Source organism: Curtobacterium sp. TXMA1 (genome assembly GCF_020162095.1).
Classification (GTDB): domain Bacteria; phylum Actinomycetota; class Actinomycetes; order Actinomycetales; family Microbacteriaceae; genus Curtobacterium.
Genome location: NZ_CP083910.1, coordinates 318336 through 335967 on the forward strand (window position 1 = coordinate 318336; position 17632 = coordinate 335967).

The 17632-nt window shown below is 73.1% G+C and carries 18 protein-coding genes; 11 read left to right on the plus strand and 7 right to left on the minus strand.

Annotated features, from left to right (window positions below):
• Positions 1–111: 111 nt before the first annotated feature.
• Positions 112–669, minus strand: coding sequence for an NADPH-dependent FMN reductase (locus tag LCG91_RS01685; protein WP_224442277.1), 558 nt, complete (start codon positions 667–669; stop codon positions 112–114).
• 110 nt (positions 670–779) lie between these two features.
• On the opposite strand from LCG91_RS01685, the gene LCG91_RS01690 reads away from it, so the two are divergent.
• The 6 genes from LCG91_RS01690 to LCG91_RS01715 all read left to right on the plus strand — a co-directional run bounded on the left by LCG91_RS01690 (position 780) and on the right by LCG91_RS01715 (position 7110).
• Entirely contained in the window at positions 780–2423 is a 1644-nt protein-coding gene (locus LCG91_RS01690; protein ID WP_224442278.1) for a glycoside hydrolase family 13 protein, read from the plus strand.
• A 98-nt stretch (positions 2424–2521) separates the two neighbouring features.
• Positions 2522–4504 (plus strand): lectin-like domain-containing protein, encoded by a 1983-nt coding sequence (locus LCG91_RS01695; RefSeq protein ID WP_224442279.1) that lies wholly within the window; start codon positions 2522–2524, stop codon positions 4502–4504.
• Between the two features lie 233 nt (positions 4505–4737).
• Entirely contained in the window at positions 4738–5379 is a 642-nt protein-coding gene (locus LCG91_RS01700) for a DUF308 domain-containing protein (RefSeq protein ID WP_224442280.1), read from the plus strand.
• Positions 5376–5642 carry a hypothetical protein gene (locus LCG91_RS01705; protein ID WP_058727691.1) on the plus strand — a complete coding sequence of 89 codons (267 nt, stop codon included), beginning with the start codon at positions 5376–5378 and terminating at the stop codon, positions 5640–5642. The genes LCG91_RS01700 and LCG91_RS01705 overlap by 4 nt, the downstream gene beginning before the upstream one ends.
• A gap of 174 nt (positions 5643–5816) precedes the next feature.
• Positions 5817–6356: an RNA polymerase sigma factor gene (locus tag LCG91_RS01710; RefSeq protein WP_224442281.1), complete on the plus strand. Its 540-nt coding sequence runs from the start codon at positions 5817–5819 to the stop codon at positions 6354–6356.
• A gap of 7 nt (positions 6357–6363) precedes the next feature.
• On the plus strand, positions 6364–7110 hold the full coding sequence (locus LCG91_RS01715; protein WP_224442282.1) for a hypothetical protein: 747 nt from the start codon (positions 6364–6366) through the stop codon (positions 7108–7110).
• 76 nt (positions 7111–7186) lie between these two features.
• Here the strand turns inward: LCG91_RS01715 and LCG91_RS01720 are convergent, their stop codons facing one another.
• A complete protein-coding gene (locus LCG91_RS01720) occupies positions 7187–8098 on the minus strand; it encodes a LysR family transcriptional regulator (protein ID WP_224442283.1) in 912 nt (303 codons plus the stop codon).
• Between the two features lie 48 nt (positions 8099–8146).
• Between LCG91_RS01720 and LCG91_RS01725 the strand changes: the two genes are divergently transcribed.
• The gene (locus LCG91_RS01725) at positions 8147–9415 is read left to right on the plus strand and encodes an MFS transporter (protein WP_058750765.1); all 1269 of its coding nucleotides are present in this window, start codon (positions 8147–8149) and stop codon (positions 9413–9415) included.
• 220 nt (positions 9416–9635) lie between these two features.
• A complete protein-coding gene (locus tag LCG91_RS01730) occupies positions 9636–10262 on the plus strand; it encodes a hypothetical protein (RefSeq protein ID WP_224442284.1) in 627 nt (208 codons plus the stop codon).
• 88 nt (positions 10263–10350) lie between these two features.
• Here the strand turns inward: LCG91_RS01730 and LCG91_RS01735 are convergent, their stop codons facing one another.
• Positions 10351–11265: a cation diffusion facilitator family transporter gene (locus tag LCG91_RS01735; protein ID WP_058727685.1), complete on the minus strand. Its 915-nt coding sequence runs from the start codon at positions 11263–11265 to the stop codon at positions 10351–10353.
• 47 nt (positions 11266–11312) lie between these two features.
• On the opposite strand from LCG91_RS01735, the gene LCG91_RS01740 reads away from it, so the two are divergent.
• Together LCG91_RS01740 and LCG91_RS01745 are read left to right on the plus strand one after the other, a co-directional pair.
• Positions 11313–12011 carry a DUF4166 domain-containing protein gene (locus tag LCG91_RS01740; RefSeq protein ID WP_224442285.1) on the plus strand — a complete coding sequence of 233 codons (699 nt, stop codon included), beginning with the start codon at positions 11313–11315 and terminating at the stop codon, positions 12009–12011.
• Entirely contained in the window at positions 12008–13000 is a 993-nt protein-coding gene (locus LCG91_RS01745) for an epimerase (RefSeq protein WP_058727683.1), read from the plus strand. The genes LCG91_RS01740 and LCG91_RS01745 overlap by 4 nt, the downstream gene beginning before the upstream one ends.
• Here the strand turns inward: LCG91_RS01745 and LCG91_RS01750 are convergent.
• Positions 12969–14087, minus strand: a complete 1119-nt coding sequence (locus LCG91_RS01750) for an EamA family transporter (protein ID WP_224442286.1) — start codon at positions 14085–14087, stop codon at positions 12969–12971. The genes LCG91_RS01745 and LCG91_RS01750 overlap by 32 nt on opposite strands.
• A gap of 71 nt (positions 14088–14158) precedes the next feature.
• Between LCG91_RS01750 and LCG91_RS01755 the strand changes: the two genes are divergently transcribed.
• Entirely contained in the window at positions 14159–15073 is a 915-nt protein-coding gene (locus LCG91_RS01755; RefSeq protein ID WP_224442287.1) for a LysR family transcriptional regulator, read from the plus strand.
• 82 nt (positions 15074–15155) lie between these two features.
• Here the strand turns inward: LCG91_RS01755 and purB are convergent, their stop codons facing one another.
• The 3 genes from purB to LCG91_RS01770 all read right to left on the minus strand — a co-directional run bounded on the left by purB (position 15156) and on the right by LCG91_RS01770 (position 17601).
• Positions 15156–16541 (minus strand): adenylosuccinate lyase, encoded by a 1386-nt coding sequence (gene purB, locus LCG91_RS01760; protein WP_058750770.1) that lies wholly within the window; start codon positions 16539–16541, stop codon positions 15156–15158.
• Positions 16538–17050 carry a low molecular weight protein-tyrosine-phosphatase gene (locus tag LCG91_RS01765; RefSeq protein WP_058727695.1) on the minus strand — a complete coding sequence of 171 codons (513 nt, stop codon included), beginning with the start codon at positions 17048–17050 and terminating at the stop codon, positions 16538–16540. Before LCG91_RS01765 ends, purB begins: the two co-directional genes overlap by 4 nt.
• A 152-nt stretch (positions 17051–17202) precedes the next feature.
• Entirely contained in the window at positions 17203–17601 is a 399-nt protein-coding gene (locus tag LCG91_RS01770; protein WP_058750771.1) for a phage holin family protein, read from the minus strand.
• Positions 17602–17632 lie beyond the last annotated feature (31 nt).

Below are 17632 nucleotides of genomic sequence, written 5' to 3' on the forward strand. Positions count from 1 at the left end.
ATCCGGGTGCTGAGGACGGGTCGTGCGTCCTGATCGACGGACGTGAGGCGCGGTGCCGCCCGGCACCGCGCCTCCCGTCCGTCCTGTGGTCGCGTGACGCGACCGGTCGGCTCAGGCCGCGACGCGCTCGTCCGCCGCGTCGGCCAGGGCGCGGAGCGCGCCCTGCACGAGGTCGACGACCTCGGCGTCCTCGCGCGGGTGGGTCTCGGCGAACCGGACGACCGACTGCGGGATGGCGACCTTGACGTCCTCCAGGACCTTCGCGCCCGCGATGCCCGCGGACTTGCGGGCGTCGTCGTGCGCCCACACGCCGCCGTACTGACCGAAGGCCGAGCCGATGACGGCGAGCGGCTTGCCGGACAGCGGCGACGCGCCGAACGGACGCGAGCCCCAGTCGAGCGCGTTCTTCAGCACGGCGGGCATCGTGCCGTTGTACTCGGGGGTGACGAGCAGGACGGCGTCCGCGGCGGCGACGGCGTCGCGGAAGGCGACGGCGGCGGCCGGCGGGGTGTCGCCGTCGATGTCCTCGTTGTAGAAGGGCAGGTCGACGATGCCGTCGAACGTGGTGAGCGTGATCCCCTCGGGAGCGTGCTGCTCGGCTGCCTCGGCGAGCTTCCGGTTGATCGAGCCGGCGCGCAGGCTGCCGACGAGGACGAGGACGTTCGTCATGGGTCTTCCCTTCTCTCCGTGACCGTTCGGTCACGGAATGGTGTCAGGGACAACCAATGCGCTTCCTGAACGCTGCATTCCCTCCGGCACTGGGTGGGTACGTTGGCCGGGTGAGCACCCCTCGGACTCCCGCCAGCACCCCGCGCACGACCGACCCGGACTGGTGGCGCCAGGCCGTCGTCTACCAGGTGTACCCGCGCAGCTTCGCGGACACCGACGCGGACGGCCTCGGCGACATCGCCGGCATCACCAGCCGCGTGCCGTACCTGGCGTCGCTCGGGGTCGACGCCGTGTGGCTGTCGCCGTTCTACCCGTCGCCGCTGGCCGACGGTGGGTACGACGTGGCGGACTACCGTGACGTCGACCCGCGCCTCGGCACGCTCGACGACGTCGACGCGTTCATCCGCACCGCACACGAGCACGACGTCCGCGTGATCGTCGACGTCGTGCCGAACCACACGTCCGACCAGCACGAGTGGTTCCGTCAGGCGCTGGCCGCCGAGCCGGGCTCGCCCGAACGTGCGCGGTACGTGTTCCGCGACGGGGCGGGGGAGTCCGGCGAGCTGCCGCCGAGCGACTGGGTGTCGAACTTCGGTGGCAGCGCGTGGACGCGCGTGCCGGACGGGCAGTGGTACCTGCACCTGTTCGCACCGGAGCAGCCCGACCTCGACTGGTCGAACCCCGAGGTCCGCGCGGACTTCGAGCACACGCTGCGGTCCTGGTCCGACCGCGGGGTCGACGGCTTCCGGGTCGACGTCGCGCACGGGCTCGCGAAGGACCTGTCGACGCCCTACCGGCCCTCGAACGAGAAGGCGCTGCCGCTCGACGGGTCCGACCCGCTGTACGACCGCGACGAGGTGCACGAGATCTTCGCGACGTGGCGCTCCGTGCTCGACGAGTACGACCCGCCCCGCGCCGCGATCGCCGAGGCCTGGGCCCCCGCGCCCCGTCGTGTGCTCTACGCCCGTCCGACCGAGCTCGGACAGGCGTTCAACTTCGACCTGCTCGAGGCGCCGTACGACGCCCGGGCCTTCCGGACGATCATCGAGCGGAACCTCGCCATGTCGGCCGAGTCCGGGGCGTCCTCGACGTGGGTGCTGTCGAACCACGACGTCGTCCGGCACGCGACGCGCTACGGCCTGCCCGACGGTACGGACACCGACGCGTGGCTGCTCACCGACGGCACCGAGCCCGAGCTCGACCGGCAGCGCGGGGAACGGCGGGCGCGAGCCGCGACACTGCTGATCCTGGCGCTCCCCGGGTCGACGTACCTGTACCAGGGGGAGGAGCTCGGCCTGCACGAGGCCCCGGCGATCCCGCACGACCTGCTGCAGGACCCGAAGTGGCTGCGCACCGGGCACACCGTGAAGGGTCGGGACGGGTGCCGCGTCCCGATCCCGTGGACCCGGAGCGGTCCGTCGTTCGGCTTCGGGGACGTCGCGCCGCACCTGCCGCAGCCGGCGGACTTCGGGGACTCGTCGGTCGAGGCCGAGGACGGCGACCCCGACTCGACGCTGTCGCTCTACCGACTGGCGACCACCACCAGGCGACGGCTGCAGCGCGGCGAGGAGCTGGCGTGGCTCGACGCAGGCGACGACGTCGTGGCGTTCGCCCGGCACGACGGGTGGCGCTCGGTGACGAACCTCGGGACGGCTCCGGTGCCGATGCCGTCCGGTCGGGTGCTGCTGGCGTCCGGCCCGCTCGACGCGGGCGACGGACTGCTGCCGGGCGAGACCACGGTGTGGCTCGGGTGAACTGCCGCATCCCTCCACAGCTCCGTTCCGAGGGCTCGTTCTCCCCAGTCTCGTCCGACGGCCACTGACGAGCGCGCCCGGCTCGCGACGATCGGGGCATGACAGACACCTCGATCCCGACAACGGTCCATCCCGACGGCCGACGGGGCCGCCGACGCCGCCCGCGTGGCGCCATCACCGGCGGTCTCGTGGCCCTGGCCGTCCTCGCGGCGCCCGCGCTCCTGCCGTCGAGCTCCTCGGCTGACGACCTCGCCTTCCCCTACGTCGACCGCTTCGACTCCGCAGCAGGCGGGACCCTGAGCGGCGATGCGCAGGTCGTGGACGGGCGCCTCCGACTCACGGACCAGACGACCGACCAGGCCGGCGCCTGGTCGACGGACGACACCTTCCGGTCGGACCTCGGACTCGACATCGAGTTCTCGTACGCCATGTACAACGACCTCGGCGAAGCGGGGGCGGACGGGCTGCTCCTCTTCCTGGCGGACGGCCGTGCACCGCAGGGCGTCGGTGCCTTCGGTGCAGCACTCGGGTACGCCTGCCGGGCGGAGGCCACGCAGGGCGGCGGTCCGCCGTGCGACCTCCCGGGGGTGCCGGGTGGCTTCGCAGCGGTCGCGGTCGACCACTACGGGAACTTCTCGCAGGACATCAACGGATCGGGTCCGGGCCAGCGACCGGACTCGATCGTCGTGCGGGGCTCCGGCGACGGCACCACCGGCTACCGGTACGTCGAGGGGAAGCCGGCGCCGGGCGGGACCGTCACGCAGGGTCCCGAGACACGTCGCGTCCGGATCAGCCTCGTGCCGGGGACGAGCGGCGAGCTGTTCATGACCGTCCGACTCGAGTACCGGGGTGTGCTGCAGACCGTCCTCGACCGCGTCCCGCTGCACGGCCAGGGACAGGCACCGCTGCCGGACACGCTGCGACTCGGGTTCTCGGCGGCGACCGGCAGTCACGTCGACGTCCACGAGATCGATGAGGTCCGGGTCACCCAGCCCGTCGACCTCGGCGTCACGCAGGACCTCCCCGCGTCGGCTCGACCGGGGCAGCCGTTCTCGTACACCGTCACCGCGACCGACGCCGGTCCGAACGGATCCGATCCCAGTGCGCTGCACGTCGACGTCCCGGACGGCCTCCGTGACGCGACGTGGACCTGCGCCGGGACCGACGGGGCCACCTGCGGCGCGAGTGCCGGCACGGGTGACGTCGACGATGCGCTCAGCCTGGTCCGTGGTGGGTCAGCGGCCGTCACCGTGACGGGCACGGTCGCGGACGACGCCACCGGGTCGCTCGAGAGCACCGCCACCATCGAGCCGCCGGCATCCCTGGCCGACGTCGACGAGTCCGACAACCGATCAGTGGCAGCGACTCCCGTGGACGCGACACCTCGACCCGTGGCCCAGCTGACGACCGACAAGGCGGTGTCCCCCTCGACGGACATCTCACCCGGGGACGTGGTCGAGTACCTCGTCACGGCACGGAACGGCGGGCCGGATGCCGCGCACGAGGTCGGCGTGGTCGACGACCTGCCGGAGGCGATGCGGTTCGTCGGCTCCGACGACGACTGCTCCGCAGCGGGGCAGCACGTCACGTGCCGGTCGGACGGAGACCTGGCGGCCGGTGCGACCCGCTCGTTCCGCATCCGCGCCGTGCTCGATCCCGGCTACACGGGCGACGGGTCGGACGTCGTGAACGTGGCGACCGCGACCTCCCCGACCGACCCGGACGGGGGAGACCCGTCGCCCGGAGTGTCGATCGGTGTGACCGTGCCCGGGGACGGGGACGGGGACGGGGACGGCGGCGGCGATCACGATGGCGGCGACGACGGCGGTGGTGACGGTGGTGATCACGGCGGTACCGGGGTACCGACGCCGACCGCGTCCGCCACGGGCTCACCCGCTCCGGACCCGTCAGCGGTGGGCGGTGGCCGGACACCGAGCCGCGGGAACGGGTCGGGAGCCCTCGCCTACACCGGCGTCGAGGGGATCGGGCTGCTCGCCGCCGTCGCGGCTGCTGCGCTCGGGCTCGGCGTCGGTGGCTGGTGGGTCGCACGGCGCCGGCGAGTGACGGACGACGCTGAGTGACGGCCAGGCTGACGGACGGCACCGGGTGACGGACGGCGCCGCCGCCGCCGATCAGGGGTGATCCTGCGCACGACCGTCGCCGCCGCCGGTCGTGGGTGGTCCTGCCCCGACCGGCGGCGGCTCCCGTCCGTCCGTCGCTGCCTGCGACACCTCGGGCCGGACCGGCTCCGGTCGGACGTCCGGGGCACCGGCGGTAGACTCGGACCACGATCCGCATGCCCGAAAGAGGTCCCGTGTCCGACTCCGTGGACGACGCCGGCCAGCGCGCGCGGTACTGGCCGATCCCCGTCCTCCGGGCCGTCCCAGCCGCGGTCGTGGCCCTCGTCATCACCTTCTCGTCCAACCACGCCGCCGGCTACGGCCTGCTGCTGTTCGGCGGGTTCGTGATCGTCGACGCCCTCGTGCTCGGGTGGGCTGCGCTCCGCCGGATGCCGTTCGACGAGCGGTCCCGTCCGACGACGCTGGCCCAGGCGGTCGTCTCCCTCGCGGCCGGCGTCGCCGCGCTCGCGACGAACGGGGTCGGGCTCGCCGCGTTCATCACGGTGGTCGTCGGCTGGGCCGTGCTGACCGGGGCCCTCGAACTCGCTCAGGGTGTCCGGGCGCGTGGACGGTCGCCGTTCGCCCGGGACTGGACGACGATCGGCGGGCTCACCCTGCTGCTCGCGGTTGCCTTCCTGCTGACGCCGCCGGACTACTCGCAGCAGCTCGGCGGGGTCGAGCAGGTCACCGGCACACTCGATGCCGCAGTGGTCCTGGTCGGACTCCTCGGCGCCTACCTCGCCATCGCGGCGGTCTTCCACGTGATCGCCGGACTCTCGCACAAGTGGGGCACCACGGCGCCTGCCGCGGCCCCGGACGGAGCACCACACGCATGAGCACCCCCAGCCGTCGCGATCGTCTGCGCCCCGCCGAGCTCCTCGTGATCTCGGCGGTCGTCGCGGTCTTCACCGGAGTCGTCGTGCTCTTCTCGACGCGGGAGCTCGAGCTCGCCCTGGTGTTCCTCGGGGTCGCGTTCATCGTGGTCGTCGTGATCCTCGCGATGCTGCAGCTCGCGGCTTCGAGCGACCAGGACGACAACGACATGCTCGGCGGGCACAAGGCGCCGAGCGAGCGCTCGGAGGGCGACGACTTCCACTGACCCGGCGTCCGCGGCCGGCGCACGTCGTGCCGCGCGTCGCACGTCGCACGTCGTGCCGCGCGGTGCGCACGCGGCGCGCGGCACGCCCGACGACACGCCCGACCGCATCGATCCGACCCCGTGCTGTCATGATCGCTGGCGTGGCCGACACCGCTCAGGTGAAGGGGGTGAGCGATGGACGTGACCGCGCAGACGGACGAGCAGATCGTCCGGGCGCTCGCAGCCGGTGACCGGGCCGCGTTGGCGCAGGTCTTCGATCGTCACGCCGCGACGATGACGCGGTACGTCTGGGCGATCGTGGACGACCGGCACGACGTCGAGGAGGTCGTGCAGGACGCGTTCCTCCTGCTCTGGCAGCGGGCGGAGACGCTCGACCTCCCGGCGGAGAGCCTGCTGCCCTGGCTCCTCGTCGTCTGCCGCAACCTCGCGCGGAACGCGGGACGGAAGCGCTCGCGGCACCGCGCCGACGAGCTGCCCGAGATGCTCGCCGCCCCCACCGAGCACTCCGATGCGGTCGAGACGCTGCGGTGGGTGCGGTCCGAGATCGCGGCCCTGCCCGAGCTCGACCGACGCATCTGCGAGCTCTGCCTGCTCGAGGGACGCTCCTACGCCGAGGCAGCGGAGATCCTCGGCCTGACGGTCGGCGCGGTGACCCAGCGGGTCTCCCGCAACCGTCGACGACTGAAGAAGGTGGTGATGCACGATGGACACTGAGCCTCCCGTGGGCGACGAGCTGCAGCGCATGCTCGTCACCATGAAGCAGAGCGTGCTCGAGCGCGCCACCCCGCGTCCGAAGCGCCGTCGCGGGCACACCGGGATCGTCGTCGGCGTGGTCGCCCTGCTCGCGCTGGGGACCGCATCGGGTGCGGTGGCCCTCACCCTGTCGCACCAGGACCGCCCGGTCGCAGCGCCGGTGCAGACGCAGGAGCCCGCTCCGGCTCCGTCGGCGACCACCCGGACCTCCGCACCCATCACCGGTCGGCCGACCCCGCGCCCGGTACCGACGGCGTCCCCCACCACGGCGGCGGTCGCGACGATCCCGACGTCCTGTCGTGCGACCGTCCCTGAGGAGGACTACGACCGCTTCTTCGGCGACACCCCGGTCCAGGGGTCCTCCTCGATGGGCGAGGGCATCGCGGGATCGGACAGCGTGGCGGCCGGGATCGCCGAACCCGGAGCTGACATCTACTGTGTCTGGCGGGATCCGCGGGCGGACGTGTCCGGGCTCGAGATGCTCATCGGAGCAGCACGCCCCAACACTGGCGATCGGCTGCGCTCGGGCCCGATGTCGTGTGTCGACCAGGACGGGGGCGTGCTCTGCCGGACGTCGAGGCAGGCTGACCCGTACCCGGTGGACACCGTCACGACCCTGTTCGTGCGCGACGGCACCTACGTGGCCATCACGCAGACCAACTTCCCGACCAACGGCCTGCTCGACGCGGTCGTCGGGGAGATCTGGGGGGACTGACGGCCGGGAGGCGCGGGGCGGATCCGCACCGCGCCTCCCGTCCGCCGGTGGGTCACGTGTCGCGCCCCGCACGCCCTCAGGGCACGCGGGCCGCGACGACGTCGCGGGCCAGCGCCCGGGTCGCACGGTTCGGCTCCGGGGTCGACCGCATCGCCAGGCCGATGCGCAGGGGCTCGACCTCGTCCTCCAACTCCAGGACCGCACCGTCGTACCGGACGCCCGGGTCGGGGACGACGCCGACGCCGAGACCGGCGGACGCGAACCGGACGACGGCGGGCATGTCGTTCATCTCCGCGACGATCCGACGGCGGAGCCCGAGACGCTCGAGTGCGGCGTCGAGGATCATGCGGTTGCCGAACCCGTGCGCGGTGTCGACGAACGGCTCGCCGGCGAGCTCGGCCAGCGTCACCGACGGGCGCATCGCGAGCGGGTGGTCCGTCGCGGTGAACACCCGGAAGGGCAGCTCGCGCAACGGCTCGACCACGACCCCCGGCGGCACCGACGGCAGGCCCGTGTACGCCAGGTCGAGCCGCCCCGCGACCAGGTCCTGCACCAGGCCGGTGGTGCCCGAGGGTGAGGTCATCAGCTCGACCGCCACGAGCGGGTGCCGTCGCCGGAACCGCCGCAGCACCCCGGTCAGGTCCACGACGTCCATGCTCGTGAAGATGCCGAGGCGCACCCGGCCCCGCAGGTCTGCGTCGTCGACCGTCGCGAGGTCCCGCATCCGCTCCAGGGAGTCGAGCACGGACCTGGCGTGGGGGAGCAGGTCCTCGCCGGCGGCGGTGAGCACGAGCCGACGACCCGTTCGGTCGAACAGTCGGACGCCGAGCGAGCGTTCGAGGGACGCGATGCCCGCCGAGACGGTCGACTGCGCGGCCCAGAGCCGCTCGGCGGCACGGGTCACGCTGCCCTCGGCCGCGACGGTCACGAACTGTTCCAGCAGGCGGGTCTCCACCCTGCGAGTATCGATCTGATCGATGTCGGTCATCAAGAGCACCCGTTGGACTCGATGACCTGAGGGGAGCACGATCGGAGCATGACCTCGACCACCGATGCCGTTCCGGCGCCGACGACCGGCACCGAGCCCGTCCCCGCACCGCGCGGACGACACCCGCACTCCCGCCGTCGGCACGGCTTCGGCTTCTGGGCCGTGGCCTTCGCGTTCCTGTCGGTGATGGCCTTCGCGACCGTGCCGGCACCGCTCTACGTGATCTACCAGGCACGCGACGGGTTCCCGACGTTCACGACGACGGTCGTCTTCGCCGCCTACGGCGTGGGGGTCGTCGCCTCGCTCTTCCTGGCGGGACACCTCAGCGACGTGCACGGGCGGCGCCCGCTGATCCTGGTGTCCGTCGCGCTCGAACTCGTCGCGGCCGTGCTCTTCCTGCTCTGGTCGGACGTCGCCGGGCTCGTCGTCGCGCGGTTCGTGACGGGGCTCGGTGTCGGGCTCCTCACCGCGACGGCGACCGCGCACCTCGGTGAACTGCGGGTCCGGGCGACCGGCTCGTCCGCCTCCGCGCAGGGGGCGAGCGTCGCGGCCGGCGCTGTGAACCTCGGCGGTCTGTCGCTCGGTGCGCTCGTCGGCGGAGCGCTCGCCGAGTTCGTGGGGCAACCGCTGGTGGTGCCCTACGTGGTGTTCGTCGTCGCCCTGGTCGTCGCGTTCGCCGTGGTGCTCGCCGCGCCGGAGACCGTCGACCGTCCCCAGCGGCCGGTGCCGTACCGGCCGCAGCGGATGGCCGCTCCCGACGGGCAGGCCGGGGTGTTCTGGGCCGCCGGGACCGCTGCCTTCGCGGCCCTGGCCGTGCAGGGACTCTTCACCTCGGTGGCGCCGACGTTCCTCGGCACCACGTTCCACGTCACCGACCGGCTCGCCGCCGGCGCCACGACCTTCGGGGTCTTCGCCGCGAGCGCGGTGTCGCAGATCGTCTTCGCGAAGCTGTCCCAGCGTCGACAGATCCAGCTCGGCCTGGTGCTGCTCGTCGGGGGGCTCGTGGTGCTCGCGGCCGCCGCGGTCCTCCTGCAGGTCGCCGGGTTCATCGGCGGCGGAGTCGTGGCCGGCGCCGGGGTCGGGCTGCTCTTCCGCGCATCGATCGCCCGCGCGGGGTCGCTCGTCGGGCCGGAGCAGCGCGGCGGGGTGCTCGCGGCGACGTTCCTCATCGCGTACGCCGGGCTGACCGTGCCCGTCGTGGCGGTCGGGGCGGCGCTCCTCGTCGTGCCGACGCTCCCGGTGCTGCTCGGGTACGTGGTGTTCGTCGTCGTGCTCGCCCTGGTCGCCGGCCTGCGCCTGGCCGCGCGCGCCGAGTAGCGCGGGCGCCCGGCTCCCGCGCCTCCGGGTCTCCGGGTCTCCGCGCCGGTATCGAACCACGGACACGACGTCGAACCAACGGCACGACCTGGTTCGACGTCGTCTTCGTGGTTCGACGCCGGACGCACGGGCGACGACGCCGGACGCACGGACGTCGGAGCCGGCCCGACAGCAGAGCGGACCTCCCGGCGCCAGCGGTCCGCCCGGCATACTGGGGCGCATGTCCCAGCAGCGCCGACGCCCGGCCGCCACCGTCGTCGCCGCGGTCATCGCCGCCGGTCTGGTCGCCGGCGGGTTCGCCCTCACGGCACAGCGCAACGGCGAGGACCCGGTGATCGCCGGCAGCGCGGCGTCCGTCACGCCCAGCGCGACCGCAGCCGACGGGGCGGTCCGCGACGGCGCGGCTCGCGACGGCGTGGTGACGATCGAGCGGACGGGCCCCGACCTGCCCGGCAGCGACGTGCTCGACCGCTGCGACACCGACCGCCGCGCCGTCGTCGCCCGCTACGAGACGGCCGCCCTCGGACGGGTCGAGCTGCAGTGCGGCACGTCCGGCCAGGGCTACGAGCACATCCGCGTCCGGCACACCGCCGACTGGCAGGACGTCGTCCGGGGCCACGGCTCGCGGGACTGGGACGACGCGATGCTCACCGCTGTCCGGTCCGTGCTCGAGTCACCGCCCGCCGGGTACCCGCAGGACGCCGGGGACGGCAAGGTCTGCTACGCCGCGCCCGTCCGCTTCGACGACGGGACGCGTCCCTCGGCGGAGCCGAACGTGCGGGTCATCGTGTCGGAGACGACGAATCGGGTGATCACGGCTTTCCCCACCGACGACGGCGGCTGCTGACCACGCTGCGCCAGGCCGGACCAGGCCAGGCCGGACCGCGCCCGGTCACGCCAGGTCGGGCCGGACCGCATCGCGGCGCGGACCGTCGCTACGCATGCACCTCGTGCTCGTGCCGCTGGTGCGACGCGGGCTCGAGCTGGAAGGTCGAGTGCTCGACCGGCACGTCGAAGTGCTCGGCGACGCACTGCTGCAGCGCGTCGAGGATCCGCGGTGCGTGGGCGGTCGAGAAGCAGTGGTCGTCGACCACGACGTGTGCCGTCAGGTTCGGCACGCCGGTCGCGACGAGCGTCGCGTGCAGGTCGTGCACGGCGATGACGTGGTCGAGCTCGAGGATGTGCGCGCGCACGTCGTCGAGGTCGAGTCCGGGCGGGGTCGACTCGAGCAGGACGTTCGCCGTCTCGCGCAGCAGCCGGACCGCCCGCGGCAGGATCAGCAGGCCGATCAGGATCGCGGCGATCGAGTCGGCGCGCTCCCACCCGGTGAGCGCGAGCACGACGGCAGCGGCGATGACCGCGACGGACCCGAGGGTGTCGTTGAGCACCTCGAGTCGCGCCGCCCGCGAGGTGAACCCCTCGCCCGATGCCCGGGCCAGCACCGCGTAGGCGACGAGGTTCCCGACCAGCCCGACCACACCGAACACGAGCAGCGGGCCGGCGTGGATCTCCGCGGGGACGAACAGCCGCTGGATCGCCGAGACGACGACGAACACGCCGACCGCGAGCAGGATGGCCGCCTGGGCCGTGGCGCCGAGGACCTCGGCGCGCTGGTACCCCCACGTCCGCTGCGCGGTGGGCGAGCGGCGCGCGAGCCGGGTGGCGACCAGGCCGATGCCGAGCCCCCCGGTGTCGACCACCATGTGCCCCGCGTCGACGAGCAGTGCGAGGGAGCCGGTGACGACCGCGCCGACGACCTCGGCGAGCAGGATGCCCGCAGAGATGCAGAACGCGACGAGCAGCGCGCGCTCCGAGGCGCCGGCGTGCCCGTGCGCGTGGTCGTGTCCCATGCCTCGATCGTAGGGAACGAGGCCGACACCGTGCCAGGATCGGCAGCGTGACCCGTTCGCCGTACGAGCTGACGACACCGCCGGACCTCCTCGCCCGGCTGCACCCGCGCCTCCGCACCTACTTCGGCCCCGTCCCGCCCGGACACGTCGGTCGCGGCGAGGGCGTCTTCATCGTGGTCGGGACGCCCCGTCACTGGCTGTGGCCGCTCCTCGCGGTGTTCGCGCGGGACGACGTGATGTTCCCCGTGTGGGAGCGGGACGTGCCCTTCAGGGTCGAGAACCGTCCGGCGCGCGTCGGTCACGGCGCGTCGCGGAGCCTGCGGAGTGACATGACGGCCGAGCGGGTGGGGAGTGTCGCCGTCCGCGCGCACCGCACCTTCCGGTTCCGGTCCGGACACCGCACGATGGTCGATGCGATCACCGCCGAGCCGCACGGGCTCGTCGACCACCTCGGTCGCCGTGGGCGCGTCAGCGCCCTGCTCCGGGCGGAGGTCGACGCGGACGGGCCGGACGCGGGCGCCCTGCGCCTGGTCTCCGTGCGTGTGACGGTGCGTGCGCTGGGTCGTGCGTGGAGCCTCCCGACCGTCGTCGCCCCGCGTGTGACGCTCACGGAACGATTCGATGACGATGCCGACGTGCAGCGCGTGTCCCTGCGGCTCTCGGCGCCCCTGGTCGGCACGCTGTACCGGTACGAGGGCTCCTTCCGCTACCGGATCGAGCCGGACACCGGATGGGGGAGACGATGAGCGACGAGACGACCGGCGCGCCCAGGGGCCGCGCCGTGATCGCGGGGGCGGGCGGCTTCGTCGGGCAGTACCTGCACCGCGCCTTCCGTGACGAGGGGTACGAGGTCGTGACGGTCGGTCGCACCGGTGACGCGGTGTGGGGGAACACCCTGCGCATCCGCGAGCTCGTCGACGGCGCCGCCATCGTCGTGAACATGGCGGGCAAGAGTGTGAACTGCCGCTACGGGCGGCGGAACCGGGCGGAGATCATGCGCTCCCGGGTGGACACCACCCTCGAGCTGGCCGAGGCGATCCGCACGGCCGAGCACCCGCCGCCGCTGTGGCTGAACGCCTCCACCGCGACGATCTACCGGCACGCCGACGACCGGCCGCAGGACGAGGCCACCGGCGAGCTCGGCGAGGGGTTCTCGGTCTCGGTCGCGCGGGCGTGGGAGGACGCCCTGTTCAGCGCCGACCTGCCGCACACCCGCCGGGTCGCCCTGCGGATGGCGATCGTGTTCGGCGACGGCAGCGCGCTCGTCCCGCTGCTCGGGCTGGCTCGTGCGGGCCTCGGCGGGCCGCAGTTCGACGGGCCGTGGTTCCCGACGCGCGCGCGGCTCCGGGCGGGCACGTACCACCACGACCGGCACACCCGCGGTCGGCAGCGGTTCAGCTGGGTGCACATCGAGGACGTCCTCGAGGTGGTGCGCTTCGTGCGCGACCACGAGGAGATCGACGGGCCGGTGAACGTCTCGAGCCCGCAGCCCTCGGACAACCGGACGGTGATGGCGACCATCCGAGACGCGGTCGGCCGCCGTTTCGGTCTGCCGACCTGGCGGTGGATGCTCGAGATCGGCTCGTTCGCGATCCGGACCGAGACCGAGCTCGTGCTGAAGAGCCGGTGGGTCGTGCCGACGCGACTGCTCGAGGCCGGCTACGAGTTCCGCCACCCCGACCTGCGCGGCGCCCTCGCCGGCATCATCGCCGAGCGCCGGCAGCACCGGGGCTGACGGGCGCCGGCGCGGACGCTGCGTCGGCGACACCCCGGGCCTCGACCTCGGTTCCGGTTCCGCGAGACGCCGGCGTCTGCGCGAGACGATCGGACACCGCCGAGACGGCCTCGGATCTCGCGGCGTCTCGCTCCACCTGCGGTGTCTCGACCGCGGCGCGAGCTGGCACAGGCGCAGACGACGTCTCCGGCGCGGTCACCGGCACCGCACCCGGCGGCAGCACGCGGCCCGTCCGCGACGACCACAGCACGGCGACCACGACCACCGCGCCGGCGACGACCTCGACGACGTCCGGCACCTCGCCGAACGCCGCCCACGAGGCGAGCACCCCGATCACGGGCACGAGCATCGAGAACGGCGCGACGGTGCTCGACGGGTACTTCCCCATCAGCCGCGACCAGATCCCGTACCCGACCAGACTGCCGGCCACGACGATGTACAGCAGGCCGAGGTCGGCCGGCAGCGCCGCGGGGGTCAGCGCCGTGCCGAACGCCTGGCCCACGCGTGCCGGTCCCTCGACGAGCAGCGAGAGCGCGAACATCGGCACGGGCGGCACGACCGCCCACCACAGGGTCAGGTGGAGCGGGTTGACCGGGCCGGTCCGCCGCGTCGCGACGTTGCCGAGCGCCCAACCGAGGGCACCGCAGAGCACGAGCACCACCGGCAGCAGCGCCGCGGTCTGCGCCCGGTGCACCGCGATGACGCCGAGTGCGGCCACGGCGACGGACACCCCGACGACCTGGCGTGCGGTGAGCCGCTCGCGCAGCAGCACCCCGGCCAGCACGACCGTGAACGGGGCCGACGCCTGGATCACCAGCGACGCGAGGCCCGTCGGCATCCCCGCCGCCATCCCGAGGTACAGGAACGCGAACTGCAGCACGCCGAGGGTCGCACCGACGAGCACGATCCACCGGAACGGGACCTTCGGTCGCGGCACGAAGAGGATCGTCGGCAGGGCGAGCAGCGTGAACCGCACGGCGGCGAGCAGGAACGGCGGCCAGTGGTCGAGGGCGATCGCGGTCGCCGGGAAGTTCAGCCCCCACGCCACGGCGACGACGAGGGCGAGGATGCGGTCGCGGAAGAGCACGGTCCGATCGTCCCGCACCGGAAGCAGTAGCACCAGCGCACGGTTCGACAGGATCGTTGTAGGGTCCCTGCATGGTCGGCTTCGACATCGCCCTGCTGCCGGTCCTCCGCGAGCTCGCCGAGCGGGGGAGCGTCACCGCGGTCGCCGCCGCCACGCACCGCACGCCGAGCGCCGTGTCGCAGCAGCTCCGCACCCTGCAGCGCCAGGCGGGGGCGCCGCTGGTCGAGCGGGCCGGACGCGGTGTGCGGCTCACCGCCGACGGGCGCGCGCTCGCCGGGATGGCCGCCGGGGTCGCCACGGCGCTCGCGTCGGTGGAGTCGGCGTGGTCCGAGCACCTGACCGGGGTGGGCGGGACGGTGGACCTGGCGGTGTTCCCCTCGGCGGCCGAGCTGCTCCTGCCGGGGCTCCTCACCCGGATGCGGGCGTACCCGGGCATCGTCCTCGAGCTCTCCGACGTCGACGTGAGCGAGGGGGAGTTCGCCCCGCTCACCGCCGACCACGACGTCGTGATCGGCCACCGCCCGGACGGCGCCCGGCGTGCGGACGGCGCCGCCGTCGAGACGGTCGCCCTGCTCCGGGAACCGCTCGACGTCGCACTGCCGCTCGGCCACCCGCTCGCCGACCGGGAGCGCGTCGGCATCGGCGACGTCGTCGACGAGACGTGGATCGGTGTGCCCGAGGGCTACCCGATCGACCGCGTGCTCACCGCACTGGCGGCTGCGTCCGACACCCCGCCGTCGGTCGCGTTCCGCACGATCCACCTGCCGGTCATCGAGAACCTGGTGGCGGCCGGGCACGGGATCGCACTGGTGCCGCGGTACACGTCGGGGACGCGTGCGGCCGGGCGCTTCCGGCTCGCGACGCTCGCCGACGTGCGGGCCGGGCGACGGATCGAGGCGCTCGCCCGACCGGACCGCGCGGTCCGACCCGCGGTCCGCACCGTCCTGGAGGCACTGGTCGCCGAAGCGCACGCCGTCACCACCTGAGTCGGTGACGTGCGCGGCGGGGCCGCCCCGCGCCTCCCGTCCGCCCCGTCGTTGCGTCCTGCGGAGGGTGGAAGGCTCAGGCCTACACGTCCAGGCGGTCGACCAGCTCGTCGGCCAGACCCGTGTACGTGCCCGGCGTCAGGTTCGTCAGGCGCGCCTTGGCACCGGACGAGATGTCGAGCCCGTTCACGAACGCGACGAGCTCGTCCTGGCCGATGCGCTTGCCCCGGGTGAGCTCCTTGAGCATCGCGTACGGGTCCTCGATGGTCGACTGCCCGGCGGTGACCTCGGCACGGATGACCGTCTGGACCGCCTCGCCGAGCACCTCCCAGTTGCCGTCGAGGTCCTCGGCGAGCCGGCCCTCGTTCACCGCGATCTCGCCGAGCCCGCGACGCAGGTTGTCGAGCGCGAGCAGGGAGTGCCCGAACGCGACGCCGATGTTCCGCTGCGTGGTGGAGTCGGTCAGGTCGCGCTGCAGGCGGCTCGTCACGAGGGTCTCGGACAGCGTCGAGAACAGCGCCGACGAGATCTCGAGGTTCGCCTCGGCGTTCTCGAAGCGGATCGGGTTGATCTTGTGCGGCATCGTCGACGACCCGGTGGCGCCCGCCACCGGGATCTGCGTGAAGTACCCCATCGAGATGTAGGTCCACACGTCGGTCGCCAGGTTGTGCAGGATCCGGTTCGCGTGGCGCACGCGGTCGTACAGCTCGGCCTGCCAGTCGTGCGACTCGATCTGCGTCGTCAGCGGGTTCCACGTCAGACCGAGGCCCTCGACGAACTCCTTCGACAGCGCGGGCCAGTCGGCCTCGGGGTCGGCGGCGAGGTGCGCCGAGAAGGTGCCCGTCGCGCCGGAGAACTTGCCGAGGTACTCGCCGTGCTCGATCTGGGTCAGGACGCGCTCGAGGCGGTAGACGACCACCGCGAGCTCCTTGCCCAGGGTCGTCGGCGTCGCGGGCTGACCGTGCGTGTGGGAGAGCATCGGCACGGCGCGGAGCTGCTCCGCCATCGTGCGGAGCGTCGCCAGGACGGCCCGGTAGGCGGGCAGCCAGACCTGGTCGACGGTGTCGCGGACGGTCAGCGCGTACGAGAGGTTGTTGACGTCCTCGCTGGTGCACGCGAAGTGGGTCAGCTCGGCGATGGCGTCGAGCCCGAGCTCGGACAGTCGGCGGCGGACGAAGTACTCGACGGCCTTGACGTCGTGCCGCGTCGTCGCCTCGATCTCGGCGAGCTCCGCGATCTCGTCGTGGCCGAACGTCTCGACGACCCGGCGCAGCGCGGCCTTGTCGTCGATGCTCAGCGGCGAGGTCGTGAACATCGCGTGGTCGGTCAGGAAGATGAGCCACTCGACCTCGACCACGATGCGTGCGCGGTTGAGGCCGGCCTCGGAGAGGTGCTCGCCCACCGTGTGCACGACCGGGTAGTACCGCCCGTCGAGCGGGCTGATCGGCTGCGGGGGAAGGGGGGTCATGGGGCTCCCTGACGGACTGCCGGTTCGAGTTGGCGGAAGAGCGCCCGGCAGGCCCGTTCGACGGTCGAGAGCACTCGGTCGAACTCGTGCCGGTCCGCGTAGTACGGGTCCGGTACGTCGGTCTGCTGGGGCCAGGCGTCGTCGTACCGCAGCAGGAGCGTCACCTTGGCGGCGTCGTCCATCGTCGGTGCCCACGAGCGCAGGACGCGTTCGTGGGAGCGGTCGAGTGCGACCACCAGGTCGAGGTCCGGGAACCGGTCCGGGTCGAACTGGCGGGCGCGATGCCTGCTGCCATCGTATCCGCGCGCTGCGAGCGCCGCGATCGTCCGCTCGTCCGCGGGCTCGCCGACGTGCCAGTCGCCGGTGCCGGCGGACTCGACGACGAAGCGGTCGGCCATGCCGGCGTCCGCGGCGATCTGCGCGAAGACGATGCCGGCCATGGGGGAGCGGCAGATGTTGCCGCTGCAGACGAACGAGACGCGGAACGGGGCGTCGGCGTCCGGGCTCATGTGCACATCATGGCGCACGGACGTGACGTCCGCGACGGCGGTACGACCGGGAGGCACGGCACGGCCCCCGTCGTCGGCACACGTCGCCGGCGCGGCCGGCTCGGTGTCGCCCGGCTCCGTCGTGCAGGTGGTCGGCTCGGTGCCGGCCGCGGTCACGGACGCGGGCGGTTCAGCACCGGGCGCACGAACAGCCCGATCAGCCACGAGAACACGGCGAGCACGAAGGCGCCGACGATGCCCCAGCCGAAGGACTCGACCTGCAGCCCGAAGCCGATCGCGTCCGAGATGCCGGCGACGATGAGCAGCAGCACCGCGTTCACGATCAGCGAGATCAGTCCGAGCGTCAGGACGTACAGCGGGAACGCGACGATCCGGATGATCGTGCCGATGACGGCGTTCACGAGCCCGAACACGAACGCCACGAGCAGGAACGTGAGCACGACGGCTGTGGTGTCCCCGTCCCCGAACGGGGTGACGGTGACGCCGCTCACGATGAGCGTGGTGAGCCAGAGCGCGACGGCGTTGACGACGAGGCGGACGAGGAATCGCATGCCGCCATGATGCCCGTCGCACCCCGGACGG

Coding starts and splice junctions, on each gene's coding strand:
- LCG91_RS01685 (WP_224442277.1), bottom strand. CDS start 669: ATGACGAACGTCCTCGTCCTCGTCGGCAGCCTGCGCGCCGGCTCGATC.
- LCG91_RS01695 (WP_224442279.1), top strand. CDS start 2,522: ATGACAGACACCTCGATCCCGACAACGGTCCATCCCGACGGCCGACGG.
- LCG91_RS01705 (WP_058727691.1), top strand. CDS start 5,376: ATGAGCACCCCCAGCCGTCGCGATCGTCTGCGCCCCGCCGAGCTCCTC.
- LCG91_RS01710 (WP_224442281.1), top strand. CDS start 5,817: ATGGACGTGACCGCGCAGACGGACGAGCAGATCGTCCGGGCGCTCGCA.
- LCG91_RS01720 (WP_224442283.1), bottom strand. CDS start 8,098: ATGACCGACATCGATCAGATCGATACTCGCAGGGTGGAGACCCGCCTG.
- LCG91_RS01725 (WP_058750765.1), top strand. CDS start 8,147: ATGACCTCGACCACCGATGCCGTTCCGGCGCCGACGACCGGCACCGAG.
- LCG91_RS01730 (WP_224442284.1), top strand. CDS start 9,636: ATGTCCCAGCAGCGCCGACGCCCGGCCGCCACCGTCGTCGCCGCGGTC.
- LCG91_RS01735 (WP_058727685.1), bottom strand. CDS start 11,265: ATGGGACACGACCACGCGCACGGGCACGCCGGCGCCTCGGAGCGCGCG.
- LCG91_RS01745 (WP_058727683.1), top strand. CDS start 12,008: ATGAGCGACGAGACGACCGGCGCGCCCAGGGGCCGCGCCGTGATCGCG.
- LCG91_RS01755 (WP_224442287.1), top strand. CDS start 14,159: ATGGTCGGCTTCGACATCGCCCTGCTGCCGGTCCTCCGCGAGCTCGCC.
- purB (WP_058750770.1), bottom strand. CDS start 16,541: ATGACCCCCCTTCCCCCGCAGCCGATCAGCCCGCTCGACGGGCGGTAC.
- LCG91_RS01765 (WP_058727695.1), bottom strand. CDS start 17,050: ATGAGCCCGGACGCCGACGCCCCGTTCCGCGTCTCGTTCGTCTGCAGC.
- LCG91_RS01770 (WP_058750771.1), bottom strand. CDS start 17,601: ATGCGATTCCTCGTCCGCCTCGTCGTCAACGCCGTCGCGCTCTGGCTC.